The 24337-nt window shown below is 34.2% G+C and carries 25 protein-coding genes; 21 read left to right on the forward strand and 4 right to left on the reverse strand.

Annotated elements, in window-relative coordinates; all coding sequences use genetic code 11:
• Positions 1-64 precede the first annotated feature (64 nt).
• From BTOYO_RS24490 to BTOYO_RS24505, 4 genes are all read left to right on the forward strand, one after another.
• Positions 65-325: a hypothetical protein gene (locus BTOYO_RS24490; RefSeq protein ID WP_000391448.1), complete on the forward strand. Its 261-nt coding sequence runs from the start codon at positions 65-67 to the stop codon at positions 323-325.
• A 104-nt stretch (positions 326-429) separates the two neighbouring features.
• Positions 430-2247 carry an AAA family ATPase gene (locus tag BTOYO_RS24495; RefSeq protein WP_000766165.1) on the forward strand — a complete coding sequence of 606 codons (1818 nt, stop codon included), beginning with the start codon at positions 430-432 and terminating at the stop codon, positions 2245-2247.
• A complete protein-coding gene (locus BTOYO_RS24500) occupies positions 2237-4087 on the forward strand; it encodes a hypothetical protein (RefSeq protein ID WP_001243340.1) in 1851 nt (616 codons plus the stop codon). The genes BTOYO_RS24495 and BTOYO_RS24500 overlap by 11 nt, the downstream gene beginning before the upstream one ends.
• Before the next feature lie 269 nt (positions 4088-4356).
• A complete protein-coding gene (locus BTOYO_RS24505; RefSeq protein ID WP_000487809.1) occupies positions 4357-4953 on the forward strand; it encodes a hypothetical protein in 597 nt (198 codons plus the stop codon).
• 97 nt (positions 4954-5050) lie between these two features.
• On the opposite strand, the gene racA is transcribed toward BTOYO_RS24505, so the two are convergent.
• On the reverse strand, positions 5051-5593 hold the full coding sequence (racA, locus tag BTOYO_RS24510) for a chromosome-anchoring protein RacA (protein ID WP_000456000.1): 543 nt from the start codon (positions 5591-5593) through the stop codon (positions 5051-5053).
• A gap of 359 nt (positions 5594-5952) precedes the next feature.
• Here racA and BTOYO_RS24515 point away from each other — a divergent pair, with 359 nt between their 5' ends.
• Together BTOYO_RS24515 and BTOYO_RS24520 are read left to right on the forward strand one after the other, a co-directional pair.
• The gene (locus BTOYO_RS24515) at positions 5953-7308 is read left to right on the forward strand and encodes a hemolysin family protein (RefSeq protein WP_000356238.1); all 1356 of its coding nucleotides are present in this window, start codon (positions 5953-5955) and stop codon (positions 7306-7308) included.
• A 132-nt stretch (positions 7309-7440) separates the two neighbouring features.
• A complete protein-coding gene (locus BTOYO_RS24520; RefSeq protein ID WP_000716472.1) occupies positions 7441-8865 on the forward strand; it encodes an aldehyde dehydrogenase family protein in 1425 nt (474 codons plus the stop codon).
• A 40-nt stretch (positions 8866-8905) separates the two neighbouring features.
• Here BTOYO_RS24520 and BTOYO_RS24525 read toward each other — a convergent pair whose 3' ends face one another.
• On the reverse strand, positions 8906-9298 hold the full coding sequence (locus BTOYO_RS24525) for a YueI family protein (RefSeq protein ID WP_000247575.1): 393 nt from the start codon (positions 9296-9298) through the stop codon (positions 8906-8908).
• A gap of 253 nt (positions 9299-9551) precedes the next feature.
• On the opposite strand from BTOYO_RS24525, the gene BTOYO_RS24530 reads away from it, so the two are divergent.
• Positions 9552-10676 (forward strand): BA2291 family sporulation histidine kinase, encoded by a 1125-nt coding sequence (locus BTOYO_RS24530; protein WP_023441248.1) that lies wholly within the window; start codon positions 9552-9554, stop codon positions 10674-10676.
• A 33-nt stretch (positions 10677-10709) separates the two neighbouring features.
• On the opposite strand, the gene BTOYO_RS24535 is transcribed toward BTOYO_RS24530, so the two are convergent.
• The gene (locus tag BTOYO_RS24535) at positions 10710-11459 is read right to left on the reverse strand and encodes a DUF4397 domain-containing protein (RefSeq protein WP_000083272.1); all 750 of its coding nucleotides are present in this window, start codon (positions 11457-11459) and stop codon (positions 10710-10712) included.
• Positions 11460-12462: 1003 nt separating this feature from the next.
• Here BTOYO_RS24535 and BTOYO_RS24540 point away from each other — a divergent pair.
• The 10 genes from BTOYO_RS24540 to BTOYO_RS24585 all read left to right on the forward strand — a co-directional run bounded on the left by BTOYO_RS24540 (position 12463) and on the right by BTOYO_RS24585 (position 21947).
• Positions 12463-13773, forward strand: a complete 1311-nt coding sequence (locus BTOYO_RS24540) for an aspartate aminotransferase family protein (RefSeq protein ID WP_001205888.1) — start codon at positions 12463-12465, stop codon at positions 13771-13773.
• On the forward strand, positions 13770-14468 hold the full coding sequence (gene atoD / locus BTOYO_RS24545; protein ID WP_000208115.1) for an acetate CoA-transferase subunit alpha: 699 nt from the start codon (positions 13770-13772) through the stop codon (positions 14466-14468). Before BTOYO_RS24540 ends, atoD begins: the two co-directional genes overlap by 4 nt.
• Positions 14453-15115 (forward strand): CoA transferase subunit B, encoded by a 663-nt coding sequence (locus BTOYO_RS24550; RefSeq protein WP_000525263.1) that lies wholly within the window; start codon positions 14453-14455, stop codon positions 15113-15115. The genes atoD and BTOYO_RS24550 overlap by 16 nt, the downstream gene beginning before the upstream one ends.
• 15 nt (positions 15116-15130) lie before the next feature.
• Complete coding sequence (locus tag BTOYO_RS24555; RefSeq protein ID WP_000811521.1) at positions 15131-16399, forward strand: peptidase; 1269 nt, start codon at positions 15131-15133, stop codon at positions 16397-16399.
• Complete coding sequence (gene ablB, locus BTOYO_RS24560) at positions 16396-17253, forward strand: putative beta-lysine N-acetyltransferase (RefSeq protein WP_000878583.1); 858 nt, start codon at positions 16396-16398, stop codon at positions 17251-17253. Before BTOYO_RS24555 ends, ablB begins: the two co-directional genes overlap by 4 nt.
• Positions 17254-17461: 208 nt before the next feature.
• On the forward strand, positions 17462-18847 hold the full coding sequence (gene rocR / locus BTOYO_RS24565; protein WP_002038616.1) for an arginine utilization transcriptional regulator RocR: 1386 nt from the start codon (positions 17462-17464) through the stop codon (positions 18845-18847).
• 210 nt (positions 18848-19057) lie between these two features.
• On the forward strand, positions 19058-20479 hold the full coding sequence (gene kamA, locus BTOYO_RS24570; RefSeq protein WP_000902144.1) for a lysine 2,3-aminomutase: 1422 nt from the start codon (positions 19058-19060) through the stop codon (positions 20477-20479).
• Positions 20476-20748: a YokU family protein gene (locus tag BTOYO_RS24575; RefSeq protein WP_000995765.1), complete on the forward strand. Its 273-nt coding sequence runs from the start codon at positions 20476-20478 to the stop codon at positions 20746-20748. Before kamA ends, BTOYO_RS24575 begins: the two co-directional genes overlap by 4 nt.
• 72 nt (positions 20749-20820) lie before the next feature.
• Positions 20821-21036 carry a YozE family protein gene (locus BTOYO_RS24580; RefSeq protein ID WP_000750718.1) on the forward strand — a complete coding sequence of 72 codons (216 nt, stop codon included), beginning with the start codon at positions 20821-20823 and terminating at the stop codon, positions 21034-21036.
• A gap of 248 nt (positions 21037-21284) precedes the next feature.
• A complete protein-coding gene (locus BTOYO_RS24585; RefSeq protein WP_000101503.1) occupies positions 21285-21947 on the forward strand; it encodes a hypothetical protein in 663 nt (220 codons plus the stop codon).
• Positions 21948-21951: 4 nt separating this feature from the next.
• Here the strand turns inward: BTOYO_RS24585 and BTOYO_RS27100 are convergent, their stop codons facing one another.
• The gene (locus BTOYO_RS27100; protein WP_000456536.1) at positions 21952-22107 is read right to left on the reverse strand and encodes a DUF3930 family protein; all 156 of its coding nucleotides are present in this window, start codon (positions 22105-22107) and stop codon (positions 21952-21954) included.
• A 150-nt stretch (positions 22108-22257) separates the two neighbouring features.
• Between BTOYO_RS27100 and BTOYO_RS24590 the strand changes: the two genes are divergently transcribed.
• The 4 genes from BTOYO_RS24590 to BTOYO_RS24605 all read left to right on the forward strand — a co-directional run bounded on the left by BTOYO_RS24590 (position 22258) and on the right by BTOYO_RS24605 (position 24288).
• Positions 22258-22437: a YozD family protein gene (locus BTOYO_RS24590; protein ID WP_000658452.1), complete on the forward strand. Its 180-nt coding sequence runs from the start codon at positions 22258-22260 to the stop codon at positions 22435-22437.
• Between the two features lie 110 nt (positions 22438-22547).
• Complete coding sequence (locus BTOYO_RS24595; protein WP_000473369.1) at positions 22548-22730, forward strand: hypothetical protein; 183 nt, start codon at positions 22548-22550, stop codon at positions 22728-22730.
• Complete coding sequence (locus BTOYO_RS24600) at positions 22730-23551, forward strand: serine/threonine protein kinase (RefSeq protein WP_000871042.1); 822 nt, start codon at positions 22730-22732, stop codon at positions 23549-23551. The genes BTOYO_RS24595 and BTOYO_RS24600 overlap by 1 nt, the downstream gene beginning before the upstream one ends.
• A complete protein-coding gene (locus tag BTOYO_RS24605; RefSeq protein WP_000486641.1) occupies positions 23533-24288 on the forward strand; it encodes a sporulation protein in 756 nt (251 codons plus the stop codon). The genes BTOYO_RS24600 and BTOYO_RS24605 overlap by 19 nt, the downstream gene beginning before the upstream one ends.
• Positions 24289-24337 lie beyond the last annotated feature (49 nt).

Here is a 24337-nt window from a genome sequence, read left to right on the forward strand (position 1 = left end):
TTTAAAGGGCTTTTTTCTTTGTGTAGAGAATATTTAATACATAAGATATTCAGGAGGGATGAAAATGGAAGAAAAAGAACAGTTGTCTAGAATAATTGATTTAGCTAGTGAGTTAAGGAAAGTATTAGTACAAGAATCTTTTTTTAATCATCATCCTGAACTAAGGGGAGTAATTGAAAATTTAGCGAGTTCTGTTGAGAATTTAGCGGAGTTGCAGCAAAATAAAGATGAAAACGCTGAGGATCGATTACGATATGTACTGGCTAAAATGAAAATTGCTCACAATGCTATTTTACAAGAGAAAAAAGCATTTCCATCTCATTAATATACGTTTTAATTTTGAACCTGGCGGATAACGTCAGGTTTTTTATTTCTAGTTTTTTTTTCTTTCATACACTAAGAATAGTATGAAAAAAGAAGGTGATTAAGATGAAATTACATAAAGCTCTTCAGCCAAGTTTTATAAAACGAATGTACTATATGAGGTTTATCGGGAAATTTACAAAAGCAGAGAGAGAGAAGAATGGAGAGAATTTTTTTGTACAATGTCTATCGCCAATACCATCTAATTTACAAGAGCAATTTACAAATGAACATTATATATTTGAAGGGTTATGTAGCAATAAAAAGAATGAAAAGATTTTTTCAGAATTAAAGAAGAAGAAATTAGAAAAGCAATTGGTTATGTTTCGTCTTTATTATGAAAGAGGAAATGTGTACGTGGAGTTAATATGTACAGAAGAACCTAGAGAAATAGCAACTGGCTATAAAATGATTCCAGCACCTAAAGTTGCAGATAATAAAAAAAGAGAGTCTTTAGAACGAAAGCTTTGTAATGGTTATTTATCATTTCTTATGCCGAAATATCCAAAAGACTTTGAGTCTCCTGAATTACTGTGGCATGATGGAAGGTTATATGGAAATATATTGTTAAAGTCATCAATTAGTTCAATCGCGTATTTTGAACAAAATCGAGAATGTAAATATATAGACTTAAGTGACTGGATGAAGCATGTAGAAATTGCGGTAGAAGAGCAATTGTATTTCGTAAGTGATCAAGTGTATGAGCAATTAAAAAAACGAATAACGGAAGAAGGGAAGCTAGTTGAAGTAGAGGATATAAAAGTACACAAGGAAGTATGGGAATGGGATGAGCGTGAATCATCCTTTTTACAGTATGTACAAAGTACGGTGCGTAATAAAGGGATGTATTTGGACGAAACAGATATTTATAATTTTCATATAAGTGTAAAAACAAATATGTTAACGATTCTTGGTGGTATACCGGGAGTTGGAAAATCACGCTTTGTGCAAGCTTATGCAGAGGCACTTGGATTACAGTATGGAGAAGAATTGGTTTGGATTCCGATTTCTCCATCGTATCAAGAACCACATGATTTACTTGGATATCTTCACCCAAATGGTACTTTTATTGAAAGTGAAACAAAGTTAGTTAGAGCGTTAATGAAGGCAAAAGAAAATCAAAATCAATTGTATATAATCGTTTTTGATGAAATGAACATGTCACATATTGAGCATTGGTTTACTCCATTTCTATCTGTTCTTCAACTTGAAAAGGAAAATCGTATTTTGAATTTGTATGAGGGTGCGCAGAAATTAGAAAACCAAATTCCATCAACAATTGAAATTGGAGAAAATATTATCTTTGTAGGTACTGTGAATTTTGATGAAACAACGAAAGAACTCTCTGATCGATTATTAGACCGAACCAATTTAATTACGTTACAAAAAATTCCGTTTTGTGAGATGTGCATGGTACAAGAGAAAGGTGTATTACAACCACCTCTGAAAGTAACAGCGGGAGAATTTCGGATAAATTGGATCAGAAAGAAATCTATGATTGAAGTGTTTTCTGAAGAAGAGTTAGAGCTATTAGATAAGTTGCATGTTGTATTGTCATCACATGATGCGTCAAAGGGAATTTCTTTTCGATGTGCAAATGCAATTGCTATGTATTTGCAAAATATACCATTTCAAAATAATCATTCTTATATGATTAGCAGAGAAGAAGGTTTTGATTTACAAATAAAGCAACGTGTACTGACGAAATTAAGAGGTACTGAAATGATGGTTGGGTCATTACTTTCTGAAGAAGTAAAAAGGGGAGCGACTTTAGTACCTCTTTTGCAATCGCCACTTGCAAACAGAGTCTCTACATTTGAACACTCTTTAGCATATATAAGAGAAAAACGTAGAGAACTGGAGTTGTATGGATATGCGAAATGAAGAGCGGTATGAAACAGAAATCGTTGATACGAATGAAACGCTCCCTTTTGTATTAAAGTTAATCATAGGAACAGAGGCAAAAGGGGAGTATATTTTATTAAATCGTCTTTGCACATCTACTACAGCATTAGTTCAATGTATTTACAAAGTACAAGAATTAAAACCGATAAGATTGCATTACCATTATGAAAGTCCAATGAATATTACTTTCATATGGAATAAAGTGTATGAGGGCCAGAAAAATATAAAAGAGTCACAATACGAAATAAATGAAAAAAAACAAAAGGTACTAATTTATGAACATGGAAAAACGGAATTCTTTTATCCATGGCGATGTGGTTTATATCATTTTGAAGTTCGCATAGAAGACACAACGTATTATGGTGCTTTTCAAATCGTTCCAAAAAATTTTTTTGATGACCAATTTGAAATGATTCAAAACTATGTAAAGTCAATTTTAAATGAGTTGATTTTAGATAGAGGTTATTATAAAAAGACTTTCTCTGCCCTTAGTGATATTGAGGATTCTTCTTATTTAGTAATACTTAGAAAGCTGCCGCAAAAAATGAAAAAGATAAAACAAGTTTTTAAAAAGATTGAATCAAGTTCAAAATTTATACATGAATATAAATGGGAAGTGAAGGAACGGAAGGCAACGAGAAAAGGAACAATAATGGCGGAAAGAAAGTCCTATACGAAATATTATAATCGTAAGTTTATTGAACAAAAAAATAGTAGGGAAAATGCATTTCTTAAATTTAAAGCGATGCAATTTTATCATTATTTACTTGAAGCCGAAAGTTTTTTACGTCAAACAATTGAAATATTAGAAAGAGAAAAAAAGAAAAAATTAGAAGAGTTTGAAGCTGTAAAAACGATTATGCAAACAATTGAGCGTAATGGATCTGTGACTGATAGAGAGAAGCAAAAATATAAAAATATACATTTACTAAAAGAAGCCGATTTACGTAAAAGCTCTGTGAAAATACAAGAATATAAAATATTAGCTCATATTGTACGTGAAAGTGTACAATACTTTAAAACTTTAATATATTCCCCCTTTTGGAGAGAAGTTTCTGAAACGGGTAATATGAACTCATACGATTTACCAATTCCACATCAACAATTACTACAGCATTTAAACTTACTTCCACAATATACAGATCAATCTCCATCTTTATTATTTGTATATAAACCAACGTTTTTAGTGTATGAATATTACGCTTTTTTTATCGTTATTTCCATGCTAGAGCAAATTGGTTTTAAAGCTAGAAATCCCATTCGTGAACAAATACAAGAGCATTTTTATGTAGATGGGTTACAAGATGGGACGACAGTAGTTTTACATCAAGATGATATGAAGGTCCATGTTGCATTTAATGACTTAATTGAAACACATCCCCTTATTGCATTAAGTAAAGGGAGTAACTTTTATAATGGCGAGGATACAAAAAAACCAGATATTCGCTTAGACTGTTATGTAAAGGAAGAAGGGAAATACGTATATAAATCTTCTATTATTATTGAAGTGAAGTATAGCCCAATGTACAATATTTTTCAGCACGTTGGAAATACGAAAGCGACTGAGCAAATGTATAAATACTGGTCTATAAAGTATGTAGAAGAACAGAATGGAAAGCGTGTTTTTCATCGACGGGCAATTTATGAAGTCATTTGTGTATATCCAGGAAGTCATATGCATAGTAAAAAAATTGAATCTGGGTGCGGTGTCTTTTTGCAATTGTATCCATATAAGACGAAACAAGGAGAAGAGAAATTAGCAGGAAAACATGGGATGGTACAAATCTTTGAGAAGTGGTTAAAAAATAATAAGAAGTAAAAGAAATCCTTTTTCATAAAGGATTTTTTTAGATTAAGAAGAATTATATGCTGTATGGAAGTAGGTAGGATGTAATTTAAAAAGTGATACACATAGGTTATTAGAATAACTGTACATGTGAGGTAAAAGACGACGAAGTTGGAATTTAATTCATTTTGCAGAATATAATAAGTCATAAATATTTTTAGTTGCATACGAAGATTTGTTCTTATATGATAGATAGTGAAAGCGTTATCAAAACAGAGCGGCGATGGGAAAGGCGGGGAAATATGTTCCAGCGTGTTCAAACAAAGGAAGAACATTTTTGGTTCGAGCAACTATGGGGAGATTTTTGTGAAGAAAGAAACTTAATGTTCGTAGAACGTAATTTAAATCCAACACGATTTTTATTAATAGAAGATGAGCATCATATAGGTACAGTAGAGTGTATTAAGTATACGGTACCCGAACAATCAAATTCTGAGTTTTTCTATCCGTTTTCTAAAAATGATTTAGTGAAAGATTTGAAAAATGTGTATGAAATAGGCAAGCTAAGTATTGCGAAAACGTCTCGTGGGAGAGGGCATTTCAAAAGGCTAACAGCTATTTTATTTGTGCATGCGTTAGAAACGAAAGCGGAATGGTATATTGCAGCAGTTACAAAAAGAATGTATATGTATCTACTAACACTCGGTTTTCCTATAGAGCCGATAGACAATCCATTTCAGTTTCATGATACTTTACAAGGTGTACCAGTGCGAATTCATGCTCGAAAAGGAGTTACGCATTTGTATTCTTTAAAAGAATTTCGCGATGTGATTCAAGGGAATGCTCATGCACAGGCATTAATCGCGGAATACAGTAAGAATATTATGTTAACAAAATAATTAGAAGTGAATATATATAATATAGAGAATGATATATTAATATGGCAGTATCCTTCATGAAAAAATGACCCTTATTGTTTTAATAAGGGTCTAAAAATCATAATCCAAATATACTAAAAATCATTTTGCGGCGCTTCGGTTTCTTTTCTCTTTCATATGTTGGTTTTGAATCAGGAGTAATATATATGGGCTCTTCTTTTTTGAGGGAAGCTTCTAGCTTTTGGATTCGTTCTAACATTTCCTCCATTTCACGACGGTGTTGCAAAAGTTGGTACGTAACGACATCATTTGCCTTATCTTGCATTTGCTCCTCCATTCGATCTAGCCTTCTTGTAATTGTGTGTAATTGAGTAGCTAATTGTTCAAAGTCATTTGATGATGTGTTTTGAAAAATTGTGTTTACTTGAGTTTTTAATTCTTCAACATCATTTGATGATGTTTTTTGAGTAGGTTGAGAGTTTTGCGAATGCTCAATTTGAGAACGATGGTATTCTAACATTTGATCTACATCATCTTGTTTGAAAATAAAGTGACCATATTTATTTTTTTCTATCGTAAGATTTAATTGTTGTGCAATCCGGACAACAGCCTTGGGGCTAACACCTAACTTTTTTGCGATAAATGGTGTTTTATATTCCAAAATAATCCCTCCTATATATATCCTGTTGAATGATTTCGATCTATGAAGTAAGTTCCCTTCCGGTATGACAAAAGAAGTGTGGAATCGGCAAAGAAAGTGTTTTTTCACGAAATTAAGTTGTGAAGAATATATCGTTTATATAAAAATGATTCATCTTAAGATTTAGAATAATTTGATTTGACGAGGGGAAATGAATTAGATTATCATAATGATAAATATCTTTTTTATGTATGCATATAATATATAAAAAGGTGGTTGCTAATGTAGAATTTTGTTAGAGTATTAGAATGCTTACTTCACTTGAATAAAATTAAGTAGGAGGTGGCTTCCTTGCTTACAATGTAAGTAAGGAAAAGTATTTGGACATATATAGTATAAGTATAGTGATTGTTTTAATTGCCTTAACGGCATTTTTCGTTGCAGCAGAATTTGCAATTGTTAAAGTGAGGAGTTCACGAATTGACAATTTAATTGCAGAGGGAAATAATCGTGCAACTTCTGTCAAAACAGTCATTACAAACTTAGACGAATATTTATCGGCTTGCCAGTTAGGAATAACAGTTACAGCTCTTGGAATTGGGTGGTTTGGTAAACCTGCGCTAAAGCAAATATTTGACACGCTTTTTGCAAATTGGAAAATATCTACTCAGCTCGCAGATATTTTTGCTGTAATTTTAGTATTTTTGTTAATTACTTTTTTACATGTTGTAATAGGGGAATTGGCCCCAAAAACAGTTGCAATTCAAAAATCTGAACAAGTGAGTTTGCTTGTTTCTAAGCCGTTAATTTTCTTTTATCATATTGCATTCCCATTCATTTGGCTATTAAATGGTTCAGCTCGAATCATTACGAAGCTGCTAGGGCTGAAACCGCCGAAAGGGCATGATGAGGTTCATTCGGAAGAAGAATTACGGTTATTAGTTTCAGAAAGTTACAAAAATGGTGAAATTAATCAATCTGAATATAAATATGTAAATAAAATTTTTGAATTTGATGATCGGATTGCAAAAGAAATAATGGTACCTCGAACTGAAATGAATATTATAAGTAAAGAAATGCCCGCTGAAGAAGCTTTGCAAAAAATGTCTCGTGAAAAATATACAAGGTATCCAGTTGTTGATGGTGACAAAGACCACGTAATAGGTTTTGTAAATTTTAAAGATATTTTTACTGAGTTTGTACAGCATAAAGCTGTTAATAAAAAGACAGTAGAGCAATATGTTAGACCAATTATTTTAGTTATTGATTCTATTCCAATTCATGATTTGTTTTTAAAAATGCAAAAAGAAAGAACACATATTGCTATATTGATAGATGAATATGGTGGTACATCTGGACTTGTTACTGTTGAAGATATTTTAGAGGAAATTGTAGGAGATATTCAGGATGAGTTTGATACGGATGAACAGCCAGAAATTCAACAAGTTAGTGAAACAAAGACGATACTAGAGGGAAAAGTACTCGTTAGTGAAGTGAATACGTTATTTGGTCTAGCGATTGATGATGATGGTGTTGATACAATTGGTGGTTGGATATTAACGAAGAATATAGAGATTGCTGAAGAGGATTCCATTGAAATTGAAAATTATAAGTTTTGTGTGAAAGAATTAGACGGGCGCTATATTAAAAGGTTAGAAGTTACAAAAACAGTAGAATCGATTGTCGTTTTAGAAGATGAAAAACAAATTTCTTTACAAGAGCAAATTAGCTCGTAAACTCTGCTATATAGCAGAGTTTTTTTGAGCATAATGTTTTTGGAGGAATACGGGCTATGATACAATTACATAAGTCAGACCTTTCACTAAGTGAAGTATTATTTTATACATATATTTGGAAGGGGAAGAAAGATGAAAAAGCATTTATATATAAATGGAGATTGGAAGTCAGTAAACACGTATAAACCATTATATGCACCATACTCTGAAGAAACGTTAGCGGAAATTGCACAAGGAACGGAAGAAGATGTTCAAGAGGCTGTTACTTCTGCAAAAAATGCAATGAAAAAAATGAATACATTAACAGCATACGATCGGGCAACTATTTTAGAGAAGGTTGCGCAAATAATGGATGAAAGAAGAGAAGAGTTTGCAGAAATTATTGCAAAAGAGGCTGCAAAACCAATACGTGCTGCAAGGGGAGAAGTAGATCGTACTGTTCTAACATATAAATTTGCAGCAGAAGAAGCGAAGCGTATATATGGTGAAACATTGCCACTTGACGCAGCACCTGGTGCAGATGGGCGGATTGCCTATACGATTCGCAAACCAATTGGGGTTATAGGAGCTATTACGCCATTTAACTTTCCGTTAAATTTAGTAGCGCATAAAGTGGGCCCTGCAATTGCTGCCGGAAACACAGTTGTGTTAAAACCAGCTGATCAAACGCCATTATCTTCTTACGCATTAGTTGAATTATTTGAAGAAGCAGGGTTGCCAAAGGGAGCTTTGAATATCATTTCTGGTCCTGGTGCAACTGTTGGCGAGGCAATTGTTAAAAATGATGATGTTGCGTCCATTACTTTTACCGGAAGTCCGAAAGTCGGAATCGGAATAAAGGAAAAGGCTGGATTAAAACGAGTTACGTTGGAATTAGGATCCAATGCTGCCGTTATTATTGATGAAGATGTAGAGTTAACTGATGAGATTATGGAACGCGTGAAATGGGGCGCATTTGTTAATAATGGACAAGTTTGTATTTCGGTACAACGTGTGTTTGTACACGAAAAGAGAATGGATGAATTTCTTTCGAAGCTAAAGAAAGCGATGGAAACTGTTGTTGTTGGTGATCCAATGAATGAGGAAACGGATGTATCAGCTTTAATTTCGAAAAAAGATGTAAAGCGAATTGAAATGTGGGTGCAAGAAGCAATTAAGGAAGGAGCAACTGTTTTATACGGTGGTAAGAAGCGTGATGAAAGAATTTTCGAACCAACTGTATTAACAAATGTTCCAGAGCATGTATCTGTACAGTACCAAGAAGTATTTGGTCCAGTTATGACAGTAAATACATTTAAAGAATTTGATGAGGCGATAGAGAAAGTAAATCATTCACGTTACGGTTTACAAGCAGGCGTATTTACAAATAACTTATTTAAAGCGATGCGTGCAATTGATGAGTTAGAGGTTGGTGGGGTTATGATTAATGATATTCCAACGTTTAGAGTAGATCATATGCCTTACGGTGGTGTGAAAGAAAGTGGCACGGGTCGTGAAGGAATTAAATATGCAATTGAAGAAATGACAGAAATGAAATTAGTGTGTATTAAAAAATAAAGCAAAAGGTACACTTGTTTAATTAAGTGTACCTTTTATTTTACTTCATTTCTTGTTTAAAAATAGCATCTTCTACATAAATTTGTTCTTTATCTACAGCTGTGCTATGAGATAATACTAAACCGATTGGTGTTGCTGTATCTTTATTTTGAACAATTGTAAAAGGAATATTTTTTTCGTTTGCTAATTTAATGTATTTTGATAAATGTGGGTAAGCAATGCCACCGTTTAGGAGGATTTGTAATGATTGAGAAGAGCGTATGCTACTTGCTACTTCAGTATATACATTACTTTGCATTACTTGACCGATAGTTAAAGCGATTTCTACGCGCTCACGTAATGTAGTTAAATACATATTACGTTCTTCTGGTTTGTTTTGCTTTTGGCCATAAATGCCTTCTTGGAGATAGTCTTCCACATTTTTATTTACCATATTTTTCACACCTTTCACTTCCTATTGTACGCAAGAATTAAAAATGATGCAAAAAAAGTCGTTTTGAATACGGAAATAATTAAAAAAATGAGAAGGAAAAAGAGAGATTTGAATATAAATAATTAAATAAGAAAGAAAAAAATAATTTTATCAACAGAAATTAACAAAATGTGACAATAATCTATTAACGAAACATATTTTTTGTGTTAATATTCAAAATATAAAGGGTATTCGTCGTATGGAAATGGAGTGAATGGAGGTTTTTCCAATCGATAAGGATATTAAAGAAGTATTTTGTTCACACTTGAAAAACAATAGGCACCAATTCGTAGAGAACTGGAAAAACAAAATGATAATTTCTGAAAAAGATCCATTTAAACTAGAAGTAGTTCAAAATGGAGAGGATTTATTAGAGTTAATAATCGAACTTACTATGGAAGATAAAGATATAAATTATCTTCAACCATTATGCGAGAAAATCGCAATTGAACGAGCAGGAGCAGGAGCAGATGCGAATATTGGAGACTTTGTTTATAATGCAAATGTGGGAAGAAATGAACTTTTTGAAGCGATGTGTGAATTAGATGTTAGCGCTCGTGAATTGAAACCAATTATGGCCAAAATACATACTTGTTTTGACAAATTAATTTATTATACCGTTTTAAAATACTCGGAAATTATATCGAGGAATTTAGAGGAAAAACAGCAATATATTAATGAAACACATAAAGAAAGGCTGACGATTTTAGGCCAAATGTCAGCTAGTTTTGTACATGAATTTCGTAATCCGCTTACTTCAATTATGGGATTTGTCAAATTATTAAAGGCAGACCATCCGAGTTTATCGTATTTAGATATCATTTCGCATGAATTAGATCAATTAAATTTTCGAATCTCGCAATTTTTACTCGTTTCGAAAAAAGAAATGTGGAATGAATCGGAACGTTTTTGGCTTAATGACTTGTTCCAAGATATTATACAGTTCTTATATCCGAGTTTGGTTAATGCAAATGTTTCGATTGAAAAGAATTTGCCGTATCCAATACCACTTGTTGGTTATCGGAGTGAAGTGAGGCAAGTATTTTTAAATATTTTAATGAACTCAATTGAGGCTATGGAAGCAATGAAAGAAGAGCGGAAAATAATCATTGATGTTTTTGAAGAAGAGCAAGCTATTCGAATTGTGATAAAAAATAATGGACCGATGATTCCAGCTGAAAATGTAGAAACGATTTTTGAACCATTTGTAACTACTAAAAAATTAGGAACTGGTATTGGGTTATTTGTATGTAAACAAATTGTAGAAAAACATAACGGGTCCATTATGTGTCGTTCAGATAGCGATTGGACAGAATTTCAAATTGCATTTCAAAAGTAAACAGTCTACACCAAATAAATGGTGTAGACTGTTTTAATTTGTAAGTATAACGACTTCTAATTTAGGGTCTTTAGTTGAATAACCTACTATTGAAATGGTATAAATTATATTCGGTTCAACATCGAATTTAGGTAAAGTTAACAGGATTTTTTTATTATCTGCGAGTGAAACTTCAATATCTGCTGTACCAGGGCTAACTTGTAAAAAATCTGTTATTTGTTTAAAGAGCACATTTTCAAATAAATGATCTCCACCTTTTAAATCTACGTTAACAACAGGGGTATCTGGAGAAAAATGCATAAATCGAATTTTGGCTTGCCCAGATGGTATATGTGTATTATCAAGTATAGGTTGTAATTGTAGGTGATTATCACTATTTATTGCGGCAAGTGTATACGTATGATTTCCCATTATCGGTACTAAAGCTGAAAAAATTGGAGTTTCGTTCCCGACAGGGACGATATCAATGCGATATTTACCTTGCACTAATGATAAATAGGGGCTAAATTGCTTAAATGAAATGTTTTTGATTACCTTTTGTCCATTTACTAAAATGTCAACCGCAGGCGTGTTTGGTGCAGAATGAAAAATTCTTATATGTGACGGTAAAGCAGCTTCTTGTGAATCTCTTTTTTCATATGCCTGTACAAGTTTTGTAAGTGCATCGTAATACTTCATATATAGTTCTACATATTTTTTGGGATTGCTATATTGATAGTAACGGGCGAGCTGATCGTAACGTACAGCTTCTTGTCCATATTTTTCGATTTCAGATTGAGACATGCACATTCCTCCTTTGTCATCATTAAAACTATATGCGAAGTGAGAAAGAGGTTATGCGAAAAACTTGTATTTCTGAATGGGAAAAGTAAAAGATTAAAAACATATTTTGGGAGAAGTATGTCTGAGTATTATTGGCTAGTAAAGTGGTGCTAAAAGAGATGTATATGGAGTTAGTTAAGTTGAATAGAAGCTTATATTTACTAGGAGTAATAAAAATATAAAAAGACTAAATTATAAGGGCATTTCAATCAACGTATCGAATACATGTATAAAAAATTTTTAGTAAAGGGATTTTTTAATTTATAGGCAAACACACATACAAAGGGATAATTGTCCTACATAATTTATAAAGGAAAGGTAGTTTAACTTCGGTGGAAGGAGTGACACCTTGGGATGGGGATATCCCGATTATGATTGTGAATGAAGTTATGAAGGAATTTGTGTGAAAAATCGTTATATGACTGTTGAATTCGTAAAACGTATGGTTTTTTGATTTATTTTAGCGAGTCCCAGTAATATTGATAAAAGAGCGTCGTGCCGAACTGATTAATGTGGTTAATCGGTTCTTTTTTTATGTATAAACTGAAAATATTAAATGTGGAAAATTAGTTTCTATAAAAAGATTGTTATCATTGCGGCGAGATAATTGTCGAAATTTTTTTGGAAATATGCAATTTAAAGTAGGATAATAGGAAGGAGTTTAAAGGGAGTTCCGTCGAAGTTTACACAATGTCGGCATTTGAGGGAAGCTGGCATTATGTTAGGAAAACATTTAGTAATACGTTACTTTTATATAAGGGAGGGTTATTTGAGCGTATAGATAAGGATTAGTCTTTGTTTTAAGTTCTGAATTTTCTGTTTTCGAAACATTTATTAGCACTCATTTGTATATTTTATAATAGTATTTTGATAAATTCACTGCTTGTGCAGAGGATTCTTTTTTATGAAAGAAACGTCAATTTTCTTCATATACATATACAAATTGAAGAAATGGGGGAGCGCTATGCGCGATTACTTAATTAAACCACTTGTTGGTCAGCCGTATCCAATGATTTCACATGGAAAAGGTGTATATTTGTATGACCAGAACGGAAATAAATATTTTGATGGTTCGTCAGGAGCAATTACGGCAGGTATTGGACATGGCGTAAAGGAGATTGCAGATGTTATTAAAAAGCAAGCAGAGGAGATTGCTTTCGTATATAGATCACAGTTTACGAGTGAACCAGCTGAAAAACTAGCAAAGAAGTTAAGTGATTTAAGTGTAGGAGATTTGAACTGGAGCTTTTTCGTAAATAGTGGTACGGAAGCAAATGAAACAGCTATGAAAATTGCAATTCAGCATTTTCAGGAGCGCGGTATTCAAGGGAAACATAAAATTTTATCACGCTGGATGAGCTATCACGGTATTACGATGGGAGCCTTGTCAATGTCTGGGCATCCGCTGCGCAGACAACGTTTCGTATCTATTTTGGAAGATTATCCAACTATTCCAGCCCCATATTGTTTCAGGTGCCCTGTACAAAAGGTATATCCAACTTGTCAGCTTGCTTGTGCAACTGAACTAGAAAGATCAATTGAAAGAATTGGTGCGGAGCATATTGCAGCTTTTATTGCTGAACCGATTATCGGAGCAGCTGGCGGTGCGGTTGTACCGCCGAAAGAATATTATAAAGTGATTAAAGATATTTGTAGTCATTACGATATTTTATTCATTGCGGATGAAGTAATGACTGGGCTTGGTCGTACTGGTGCATGGTTTGCGATGGAGCATTGGGGTGTAGAACCGGATATTATGACGCTTGGTAAGGGATTAGGAGCGGGATATACACCAATGGCTGCGACGATTGTTAGTGACCGAGTTATGGAGCCAATTTTACGTGGGTCACGTTCTGTTATGAGTGGTCATACGCTAAGTGCAAATCCATTATCTGCAGCAACGGCTCTAGCTGTTATTGAATACATGGAGAAACATAATCTACCTGAAAAAACAGCGGAAAAGGGAGAATATTTAATTAAGGGACTACAGAAAGTTCAGCAACAATCGACAATTATTGCGGATGTGCGTGGAAAAGGGTTGCTGATCGGAATAGAATTGCAACCGTTTACAAAAGCTTCGGAGCTTATTTCGGTTGCAGCTAAAAATGGTCTCCTTTTATACCAAGCTGTTTCAGGGCAAGCAGGAAAAGAAGATAGCGCACTGCTTGTGGCACCGCCAATGACAACTACATATTCCGAGTTAGATGAATTACTTTCAATTTTTGCAAAAAGTGTAGAAGAGATGATGCAAAAAGGAGGGCATAGTATCGTATGACAACAATTACAAATACATTCAATAAATTAAAAGGGATAGAGGAAGTAATTTCTTTGTTCCATGATGATATGACATTAATGTTTGGGGGATTTGGGGGAATTGGATCCCCTCCAACTTTAATACAGGCTATTTTAGAAAAGGGAGTTACAAATTTAAATTTAATAGGAAATGACACTGGCTTTCCTGATGTAGGAATCGGTCGTCTTGTTACAAATGAACGGGTTAAGTCTTTAGTTACTTCCCATATTGGTTCAAATCCAAATGCAGGAAGACAGTTAAATGAAGGACGATTACAAATTGAGTTTTCCCCGCAAGGAACATTAGCAGAGCGTATTCGCGCTGGAGGCGTAGGGCTTGGTGGTGTTTTAGTTGATGTTGGTGTTGATACGATTGTTGAAGATGGAAAACGAACAGTCGAAATGAATGGCAAGACATACTTAGTTGAAACTGCATTAACTGCTGAAGTTGCGATTGTTTATGCGAAAAAAGCTGATCCGTTTGGTAATCTTGTATTCGACAAAAGTGCGCGGAATATGAATCCTCATGTTGCTATGGCTGGGGACATAACGATTGTAGAAGCAGAAGAAATTGTTCCACTTGGAAGTTTAGATCCTGAGGAAATTGTCGTTCCAGGTGTTTTCGTAAATTATATCGTACCGTCGGAAGGAGTGAATTGGAAATGGGTATGGGCGTAGAAGTGAGAGATAAGATTGCTAGGCGTGCGGCGAAAGAAATACAAAATGGCATGATTGTAAATTTAGGTATTGGCATTCCATCGCTTATACCGAATCATTTGCCTGACGATATAAATGTAATGTTTCATGCAGAAAATGGAATCGTCGGTATGGGGCCAACGCCAAGTAAAGGGAATGAAGACGAGAATTTATGTAATGCAGCAGGTTTACCGACTTCTCTTATTACAGGAGCGAGTTATTTTGATAGCTGCACTGCGTTTGGGATGATTCGAAAAGGTTTACTAGATATAACGATTCTTGGGTCATTACAAGTGAGTGAGAATGGAGATTTAGCAAACTGGATTGTACCAGGGAAACGTGTGCCCGGTATTGGGGGAGCGATGGATTTAGCACAAAAAGCGAAGCGTGTCGTTGTTGTGATGAATCATGTTGATAAATACGGAAATGCAAAAATTGTTTCAGAGTGTACATTGCCATTAACGTCAAAGAAATGTGTAGATTTAATTATTACAGATATGGCGGTTATGGAAGTGACTTCGAGTGGACTCATTTTACAAGAATTAATGAGCCCGTATACAGTAGAAGATATAAAGCGACATACGGAAGCTGAGTTTCAAATTGGCTCTAACTTACTAGTTATTGAATGAGGGGAGATATAATATATGAAGCAATTAAAAAAGCAAGTTTGTGATTATATTGAGAGTCATGAAGAGGAAAGTGTGAAATTTTTAACACGGTTAATTCAAGAAAAAAGCGTATCTGGTGATGAAAGTGGTGCGCAGGCAATTGTGATTGAAAAATTACGTGAGCTAGGTTTAGATCTTGATATTTGGGAACCATCTTTTTCTAAAATGAAAGATCATCCTTATTTTGTATCACCACGTACAAGTTTTTCAGACAGCCCGAACATTGTGGCAACTTTAAAAGGAAGCGGCGATGGAAAATCTATGATATTAAATGGGCATATTGATGTAGTACCAGAAGGCGATGTGAATCAATGGGACCATCACCCATATAGTGGTGAGAAAATAGGGAATCGTATATATGGCCGAGGAACGACGGATATGAAAGGCGGCAATGTCGCACTTATGCTTGCGATGGAAGCGATTATTGAATCTGGTGTTGAATTAAAAGGAGATATTTATTTTCAAAGTGTCATAGAAGAAGAAAGTGGCGGGGCAGGGACATTAGCGACTATATTACGAGGATATAAGGCAGATGGTGTCATTATTCCAGAACCGACTAATATGAAGTTTTTCCCGAAGCAACAAGGGTCAATGTGGTTCCGTCTACATGTAAAAGGGAAAGCTGCACACGGTGGTACACGTTATGAAGGAGTAAGTGCAATTGAAAAAAGCATGTTTGTTATAGATCATTTGAGAAAATTAGAAGAGAAGAGAAATGGTCGAATTACTGATCCGTTATTTAAAGGAATTCCGATTCCAATTCCAATTAATATTGGGAAAATTGAAGGTGGTAGCTGGCCAAGTTCTGTTCCTGATTCGTTAATTTTAGAAGGAAGATATGGTATTGCGCCGAATGAGACTATAGAGGCAGCAAAAGAAGAGTTTGAGAGTTGGATCGCTGAATTACATGATGTGGACAATTGGTTTGTTGAAAATCCAGTAGAAGTAGAATGGTTTGGAGCGAGATGGGTTCCTGGTGAACTAGAAGAAAACCATGAGTTAATTACAACACTTCAGCATAACTTTGTTGAAATTGAAGGGAAGGAACCAATGATTGAAGCATCTCCGTGGGGGACTGATGGAGGTTTATTTACACAAATCTCAGGTGTACCAACGATAGTATTTGGTCCGGGAGAGACGAAAGTAGCACACTATCCAAACGAATATATAGAAATTGATAAAATGATAGCTGCCGCAAAAATTATTGCATGTACATTACTAGATTGGTGTGAGGTGAAAAAATGAAATACTATGAATCTTTTAGAGAGCAGACAAATTGCCATACAGTAGAAGGAGTTTTAGATTATTTTAATAAACGTATTCGAATAGATCACTATACAGGAAATGTTGAAAGTATTATACAGACAATTGACGGACTAGCAGAGAAACATTCTTTCACTAAATGTATTATTAAAGGAAAGGGAGAGCATGTTTCAACATGGCTCTCTTTCGGTTTCTTATTGGAAGCGACGATACCTCATTATTTTCAAGGACACGATGCATACTTCTTTGTGAAATATAATAATGATGAAAGACGAAATAGTATTCATTGGTCTGAGGAAGATACTATTTTAAGTGGTGTAAAAGCAAAAGAAGTAAAAGAAAAAGTAGTCCCGGAGAAATTTCTGTTAAGAAAAGCGACTGAAGAAGATGCAGAAGAATTAGCAACTGTCTTTGGAAAAGTATTTGAAGTGTATCCGACACCTTTAAATGAAGCGAGTTATGTATTACAGACGATGAAAGAAGACGATACAATTTACTACGTATATGAATTTGAGGGGAAAATCATTAGTACAGCGTCTGCAGAAATGAACGTAAAGGAAGGCAATGCAGAATTAACGAATTGTGCTACTTTACCTGAATATCGTAAACATGGGTTTATGAAAAGTTTGCTCATTAAGTTAGAAGAAGAGCTTCAAGAAAAATCTATTTTCTGTTCCTATACAATTGCTCGATCGCTATCTTTCGGTATGAATGCTGCCTTTCATCAGTTAGGCTATACATATACAGGAAGACTGGCGAACAATTGCTACATTTTCGATAAGTTGGAAGATATGAATATATGGGTAAAAGATTTATCTAGCTATTCGAAAGCATGAAGGCTCCCGCCTCAAAATTCGGCTGTAAAGTAAAAAAGTTAGGTGGGAATCGGGCTGCTCGTAAAAGCCCGACTAATTAAAGTTTTACGTTATCTAATCAAAAATAAATTTCATCAAAATATTAGAACGGAATCGTCATGCTTATAATCGCACATAGGTATGCCGGAAATTCGGCATAGTATTTGCTGAATTTTCGGCAAAAGGGGGGATGACATTGCTAGCAGTTTCGACACAAGAAGTCATTGAAGCGATTTTGGGCAGTATTGATGAGGCTATACACGCAGTAGATGAAAATGGTATTACAATTTTTTATAATACAGTTGCTGCGAAACACGATGGATCCAAAATTGAAAAAGTGTTAGGAAAGCATTTGTTAGAGGCGTTCCCATCTTTAACTAGGGAAACGAGTACATTGATGAAAGTTTTAGATACAAAAAAACCAATTGTACATCAAGTGCAACATTATCAAAATTTAAATGGAGAAGATGTTTGTACTGTAAATACGACGTTACCTATTTTTATAGATGGGAATATTGCTGGTGCTGTTGAAATTGCGAAAGACTACTCTACAATTCAAAAGCTAACTGATACCATTGTCGATTTACAGTCGAAAATAAAGCGATCGTCTAGAAAAAAAGTGATTAAAAAGCATGCTGCATTTGAGACGATAGTGACAAATGATTCTCGCTTTAAACAGACGAAAGAGTTAGCGCAAAAAGTAGCGCCAACAGATGCAAACGTTTTAATATATGGTGAAACGGGAACAGGAAAAGAACTGTTCGTGCAAGCAATTCATGAAGCTTCTAAAAGAAAAAACAAGCCATTTATTGCACAAAACTGTGCAGCTTTACCAGAATCACTATTAGAAAGCTTACTGTTTGGAACGACAAAAGGTAGCTATACAGGGGCGATTGAACGGGCAGGCTTATTTGAACTTGTAGATGGAGGAACATTATTTTTAGATGAACTGAATTCAATGCCGCTCGATTTACAAGCGAAAATGCTACGTGTATTAGAGGATGGAGTCATTAGACGAATCGGTGATAATAAGACGAGGAAAGTAGATGTTCGCGTGATTACCGCGATGAATCAGCCGCCAGAAGTATGTTTACGAGAAAATAAAATTCGCACTGATTTATATTATAGATTAAATGTGTTTTCATTATATATCCCGCCACTACGTGAAAGAACTGAGGATGTATTACTATTAGCTTCTTATTTCTTGAAAGAATATAATAAAAGCTATAAAAAAGGTGTACTTCAAATTGATAAGGAAGCGAAAGAAAGACTACAAGCTTATCAATGGCCTGGAAATGTTCGTGAGTTAAAACATACAATTGAACATGCTGTCATTATTGCGGAAGGAAATGCATTAACCGCAAATTGTTTACCTCGTATATTTAAGAAAGAGAAACTTCCAAAGAAGAAAAGTATATTACCGCTTCGGGAAGCTCTTCATCAAACAGAAAAGGAATTAATAGACCAAGCGTTGATTGAAACGGAAGGAAATATTTTGCAAGCAGCAAAAATGTTAGGTATTCCGCGTCAAACGCTTCAATATAAACTGAGTAAGTACGACAAAACCGCCGAATAATCGGCGGTTTTTGTGTGTTTGCACCAATAAAAGAACGTTTACATATATAAAAGGTAATGAATATGATAGTTAATATTCTGTTATTACTGCACTTGAAAATATTTTTTCTCCTATATAGTAGGGTATTTCGCACATTTACTTATCAAGAATATGAAGTTGGCATAACAATTGCTTATATAAAGGATGAGCGTATAAAAAGGGGGAATAGCAATGTTACATGATGTATACAAACCAAATCGTCACTGGAAGGATATCGAATTATGGAAAGATGTTACTGAAGAGCAATGGAATGATTGGGTTTGGCAATTAACGAATACGATCAAAACGTTAGATGACTTAAGGAAAGTGATTAACTTAACACCTGAAGAAGAAGAGGGCGTTAAAATTTCAACGAAAACGATCCCGTTAAATATTACACCGTATTATGCTTGGCTAATGAATCCTGATGACCCACGCTGTCCGATTCGGATGCAATCTGTACCGATCTCGGAAGAGTTATATAAAACGAAATATGATTTAGAAGATCCACTTCATGAAGATGAAGATTCACCAGTTCCAGGGCTAACACATCGTTATCCTGACCGCGTATTATTCTTAGTAACGAATCAATGTTCTATGTATTGTCGTTACTGTACACGCCGTCGTTTTAGTGGACAAATTGGAATGGGTGTACCGAAGAAACAATTAGACGATGCGATTGCTTATATTAGTGAAACACCACAAGTACGTGACGTTTTAATCTCTGGTGGTGACGGTCTTCTAATTAATGATAAAATTTTAGAATACGTATTAAAAAATTTACGAGAGATTCCGCATGTTGAAATTATTCGTATCGGAACGAGAGCACCAGTAGTATTTCCGCAACGTATTACAGAAAACTTATGTAACATTATTAAAAAGTACCATCCAGTATGGTTAAATACACATTTCAACACTTCTATTGAAATTACAGAGGAATCGAAAAAAGCATGTGAAATGCTAGCGAACGCGGGTGTTCCAATTGGAAACCAAGCGGTAATTTTAGCAGGTATTAACGATAGCGTTCCAATTATGAAAAAGCTAATGCATGACTTAGTAAAAATCCGTGTACGTCCATATTATATTTACCAATGTGACTTATCTGAAGGTATTGGACATTTCCGTGCACCAGTTTCTAAAGGTCTTGAAATTATTGAAGGCTTACGTGGACATACTTCTGGCTATGCAGTACCGACATTCGTTGTGGATGCACCGGGCGGAGGCGGAAAAATTGCGCTTCAGCCAAACTATTTAATTTCACAAAGTGCGGATAAAGTTGTACTTCGTAACTTTGAAGGGGTTATTACGACGTATCCAGAACCAGAGAGCTACATTCCAGGAAGAGCTGAAGGTTACTTTAAAGAAATTTATCCGAACTATGAAGAAAAACGTTCAGATGTTGGTATTGCAGGTCTTATGAGCGATAAGAAATTTAACCTTGTTCCAGATGATTTACAGCGTATGAATCGTCGTAAAGACTATGAAGATAATGATACGCATGCATCTTTAAAAGATAAACGTGATAAGCGAGACCAATTAAAAGATAAAAAATATCAATCGCAAATGGCTAAATTAGAAGAAAACGACAAAAAAACTGAGGGTGATGCAGTATGAATTGTATGTGGTGTGACAGTACAGAAGCGAAAGAAAGCTTGAATACTGTGTATTGGGAACTACCAGATGGTACGAAAGCCATTGAAATCCAAAAGACACCATGTATTTCTTGTTCCTCATGTGGAATGGACTATCAAGCAGACCATACTGTAAAAGAAATTGAAGATCAGTTGTTTTTAATTTATACGAAAGATTTGCCAAAACAACTAACATATGAAGAGTTAATGGGAAGACCAAGACTATTAAAAAGAAATTATTTCGACTTTTAACCAGCTTTTATGCTGGTTTTTTTCTTTTTTGCCTTGTATAATGTACCCAAGTTAGAAAGGCAGGGAATATTTTTGAAAAAGACATTTTACCATTATATGATGAAGCATCGCGCAGCTTTATTTAGAAATGAAATTTCAGATTTAGCAGAGGCAATGTATGATGATTTAAGTTTTCCGAAGCAATCTGAAGACTATGATGAAATTAGTTCATACTTAGAGTTAAGTGGAATGCTAGAAAGTATGTCTATATTTGATGAAGCGTGGGATTTATACATACAAGAAGGATAAAAACGATTTGAAAACATACAGAATACATTACTTCTTGAAAGTGAAGTATTCTGTATGTTTTTTTATATGAAATGTCTTGATTTAAAGCTAGTCTATTTACTAGCTTTTTTTGCGTTTCACATAAATTTTATGTAGTGATATTTTTTTATCGAAAAAATTTATGAATATAAGCTTCTGTGATAAGCGTTTTTAAGTAGGTTGCATATACTGTTATCAAAATCACGACGTCAAAAAAAGGAGAGATAGAGATGGCAAGAAAAAAACAACCTAAATACAACGTAGGGGACATAGTCGTGATTACGCTATATGGAACCGTTGGTAAAATCACAAATATGAAAGTTTTAGATGGGGTTTATGTATACGAAGTCAATAATCACGATGGATTTTATGTAGAACAAACATTGCAGCACGTTACAGAGCAAGAAATGAAAAAGGGCGATACGGAGTGGATTGAATTAAATTATAATTTCACCTTTGGTGATCTCGTGCAAGTGACTGGATATGATAAAGATGTTTTCCGTATTGTTGGTTTTCGTACAGAGGTATGGAGATACAAAAATGACGCATGGGAAGATACGATATATGAGTTATCACGAATTACGGATGGTGAATGGTTAGAAGCGGATGAATCAGATTTAACTTTACTTGCCAATGCTCAAACGGCAAATGCAATTTTGAAGAAAATGAAACAAGATAAAGCCGGCATGAATAAATTGGATTTAGGAAAATTAAAGTCAATTAACAACTCGAAAAAAGTGAGTGTTAAGACAAATCGTCAAGAAATCATAGATGGGTTACTTGATATTTATAACGATTATCAATTGTTATTTGATACATTTAAAGATGAAGAATATAAAATTGTTATGGATGTTGTTCATAATTATTTAGTTAAATTGACAGAGAAAAAATAGTTAACTAGACAGAGAGAATAAATTGAACAACAACATATGCAGTATAAGGTATGCCTACAATTATTAAAAAAATAAAAAGCCATTTAATAAGAGAGTCTGCCCATTGATCTTCATGCATGAACTCTTCTTTTGTTTGTTCTACTTCGTATTGGTATTCCATTATTATTTCCCCCTTTTGGATAGCTTGTACTACCATCGTATGCACCTCGTCCAAATGATATGACCTATAAAAAAAGAAAAACTATTTTTCTAATCTCATATACATAATTTTGAGATTTTTTCATAAAACAGAAATAAAGGAGTGATGCTCATGAAGGAAATTGAAGTCGTAATTGATACGGAAGAGATTGCGGAGTTTTTTTATGAGCAACTAATTGAAAGGGGATACGTCCCAAAGCGAGAGGAAATTGAAGATCTCGCAGATATTACATTCGAGTATTTATTAGAGAAATGCATGATTGACGAAGTTTTTGATGAAGAGGAAGATTGAAAGTAACGGCGGGCTAAACTCGTCGTTTTTTACTCTTTACAAACTTGTCACAAATGTGCTTATAAATTATTGGTATAATTAAGAGAAAATTTTACTAAAGAGGTGAAGGGATGTTCAAAAAAATTATTGATTCTTTATTAGGAAAGAAAAAAAATCGTTCGTATTCGAGTAGTGATTATCGTCATAGAGGGCGCTCTTATTCAAGTAGTGACTATAAGCGACGTTCATCTGGTTATGGACACCAACATTATAAAAGAAAACGTAAAAGCCGTAGCTTCTTTTCAAGTAGCTGATGAAATGGCATCGTGTACTAGCTTTATTTGATAGACCACTGCGAAAAAATACAATTGTAGCAGAACGTTATAAAATTGAATCAGTAATTGGAATGGGCAGTTATGGGGTTACATATGTCGTTAATGATTTACAAATAAATAGATATAAAGTCTTAAAACAGTTAAGACAAAGTAAACAAAGATATGAGTCTGGTAGAAAATCATTTGAGCAAGAGAAAATGATTTTACAAACATTGAATCATCAAGCAATTCCTAGTTTCTATGATCAGTTCTTATGGGAGAAAAAAAGCTTTTTTGTGATGGAATATATGCCTGGTGAAAATTTTGAAGATTATATTTTCTCAGATGGGCGTGTATATAAAGAACGTGAAGTTTTTGAAATTTTATATGAAATATTAGGAATTGTTTCAGTTTTTCATAGTAAAGGTATTATTCACCGAGATTTACGTATTCCGAACATATTAATGAAAGAAAATCAAATTAGTATTATTGATTTTGGATTAGCTAAATATAAAGGTGAGGATGATGAGCGAGCTACAACGTATGAAGGTGAACAAGCTTTGATGCGAGAAGTTCACTTTCGTAGCGATTTTTATGCGCTTGGCCATTTCTCGTTATTTTTATTATATGCAGGATATGAATCTATTGAAAAACATGAAAAGCCATGGTATGAAGAGTTAACTTTGAAAAATGATAATCGTGAAATATTGATGCGAATGTTACAAATAAAAACACCGTACTATGAGAATGTACAAGATTTAAAAAAAGATATAGCTTTTGCTTTAGAAAGGATGGAGACTCCATGTTTCAAAAGTTTTTAGCGAGTGTTGGCATTGGTAGTGCAAAAGTAGATACTGTTCTTGAAAAAGAGGAGTATGTAGTTGGAGAAACGATAGTAGGGAAGGTTCGTATAACTGGGGGATCAGTTAGCCAACGAATTGAAAGCATTTACTTAACGTTATCTACATCATATGTAAGAGAAGTGGATGATAAAAAAGTAACAGCAACGTTTGACTTAGAGCGAGTTCGTTTAACAGATCCATTTTCTGTAGAGCCAAATGAAAAGAAAGAAATTCCATTTTCATTTAAGATGCCAATTGAAGCACCACTAACACTTGGAATGAAAACGGTTTGGGTTCATACAGGCCTTGATATTAAAAATAGTATTGATCCAAGTGACCGTGATTACATTCAAGTGTTGCCAAATGCACTATTGAACAGTGTATTAGAGAGTGTAAATCAATTAGGTTTTAAAGCGCGTCATATAGAATGCGAAGAATTACCATATCGATTACGTAAGCAAGTACCATTCGCACAAGAGTTTGAGTTTATTCCTGTTTCAGGACAGTATTATGGGAAATTAGATGAATTAGAATTATTAATCTTGCCAAGTTCCCACGATCGGTTAGAAATCATTATGGAAGTAGATAGAAAATCACGTGGATTGGCAGGTTTATTTGCAGAAGCACTTGATCTGGATGAGAAGGTTATTCGCTTTACAGTAACGAATGAAGATATCCCAACGATGCAGCAAAAAATTAACAATTATATTTTTTAATAAACTATGCATAAAAAAGAAATGGAGAGGAAAACTAAAACAACCGCTC

Source organism: Bacillus toyonensis BCT-7112, from assembly GCF_000496285.1.
GTDB lineage: Bacteria > Bacillota > Bacilli > Bacillales > Bacillaceae_G > Bacillus_A > Bacillus_A toyonensis.

Coding starts and splice junctions, on each gene's coding strand:
- BTOYO_RS24490 (WP_000391448.1), top strand. CDS start 65: ATGGAAGAAAAAGAACAGTTGTCTAGAATAATTGATTTAGCTAGTGAG.
- BTOYO_RS24495 (WP_000766165.1), top strand. CDS start 430: ATGAAATTACATAAAGCTCTTCAGCCAAGTTTTATAAAACGAATGTAC.
- BTOYO_RS24500 (WP_001243340.1), top strand. CDS start 2,237: ATGCGAAATGAAGAGCGGTATGAAACAGAAATCGTTGATACGAATGAA.
- BTOYO_RS24505 (WP_000487809.1), top strand. CDS start 4,357: ATGTTCCAGCGTGTTCAAACAAAGGAAGAACATTTTTGGTTCGAGCAA.
- BTOYO_RS24520 (WP_000716472.1), top strand. CDS start 7,441: ATGAAAAAGCATTTATATATAAATGGAGATTGGAAGTCAGTAAACACG.
- BTOYO_RS24525 (WP_000247575.1), bottom strand. CDS start 9,298: ATGGTAAATAAAAATGTGGAAGACTATCTCCAAGAAGGCATTTATGGC.
- BTOYO_RS24530 (WP_023441248.1), top strand. CDS start 9,552: ATGGAGGTTTTTCCAATCGATAAGGATATTAAAGAAGTATTTTGTTCA.
- BTOYO_RS24535 (WP_000083272.1), bottom strand. CDS start 11,459: ATGTCTCAATCTGAAATCGAAAAATATGGACAAGAAGCTGTACGTTAC.
- BTOYO_RS24540 (WP_001205888.1), top strand. CDS start 12,463: ATGCGCGATTACTTAATTAAACCACTTGTTGGTCAGCCGTATCCAATG.
- atoD (WP_000208115.1), top strand. CDS start 13,770: ATGACAACAATTACAAATACATTCAATAAATTAAAAGGGATAGAGGAA.
- BTOYO_RS24550 (WP_000525263.1), top strand. CDS start 14,453: ATGGGTATGGGCGTAGAAGTGAGAGATAAGATTGCTAGGCGTGCGGCG.
- BTOYO_RS24555 (WP_000811521.1), top strand. CDS start 15,131: ATGAAGCAATTAAAAAAGCAAGTTTGTGATTATATTGAGAGTCATGAA.
- ablB (WP_000878583.1), top strand. CDS start 16,396: ATGAAATACTATGAATCTTTTAGAGAGCAGACAAATTGCCATACAGTA.
- rocR (WP_002038616.1), top strand. CDS start 17,462: ATGACATTGCTAGCAGTTTCGACACAAGAAGTCATTGAAGCGATTTTG.
- kamA (WP_000902144.1), top strand. CDS start 19,058: ATGTTACATGATGTATACAAACCAAATCGTCACTGGAAGGATATCGAA.
- BTOYO_RS24575 (WP_000995765.1), top strand. CDS start 20,476: ATGAATTGTATGTGGTGTGACAGTACAGAAGCGAAAGAAAGCTTGAAT.
- BTOYO_RS24585 (WP_000101503.1), top strand. CDS start 21,285: ATGGCAAGAAAAAAACAACCTAAATACAACGTAGGGGACATAGTCGTG.
- BTOYO_RS27100 (WP_000456536.1), bottom strand. CDS start 22,107: ATGGAATACCAATACGAAGTAGAACAAACAAAAGAAGAGTTCATGCAT.
- BTOYO_RS24590 (WP_000658452.1), top strand. CDS start 22,258: ATGAAGGAAATTGAAGTCGTAATTGATACGGAAGAGATTGCGGAGTTT.
- BTOYO_RS24595 (WP_000473369.1), top strand. CDS start 22,548: ATGTTCAAAAAAATTATTGATTCTTTATTAGGAAAGAAAAAAAATCGT.
- BTOYO_RS24600 (WP_000871042.1), top strand. CDS start 22,730: ATGAAATGGCATCGTGTACTAGCTTTATTTGATAGACCACTGCGAAAA.
- BTOYO_RS24605 (WP_000486641.1), top strand. CDS start 23,533: ATGTTTCAAAAGTTTTTAGCGAGTGTTGGCATTGGTAGTGCAAAAGTA.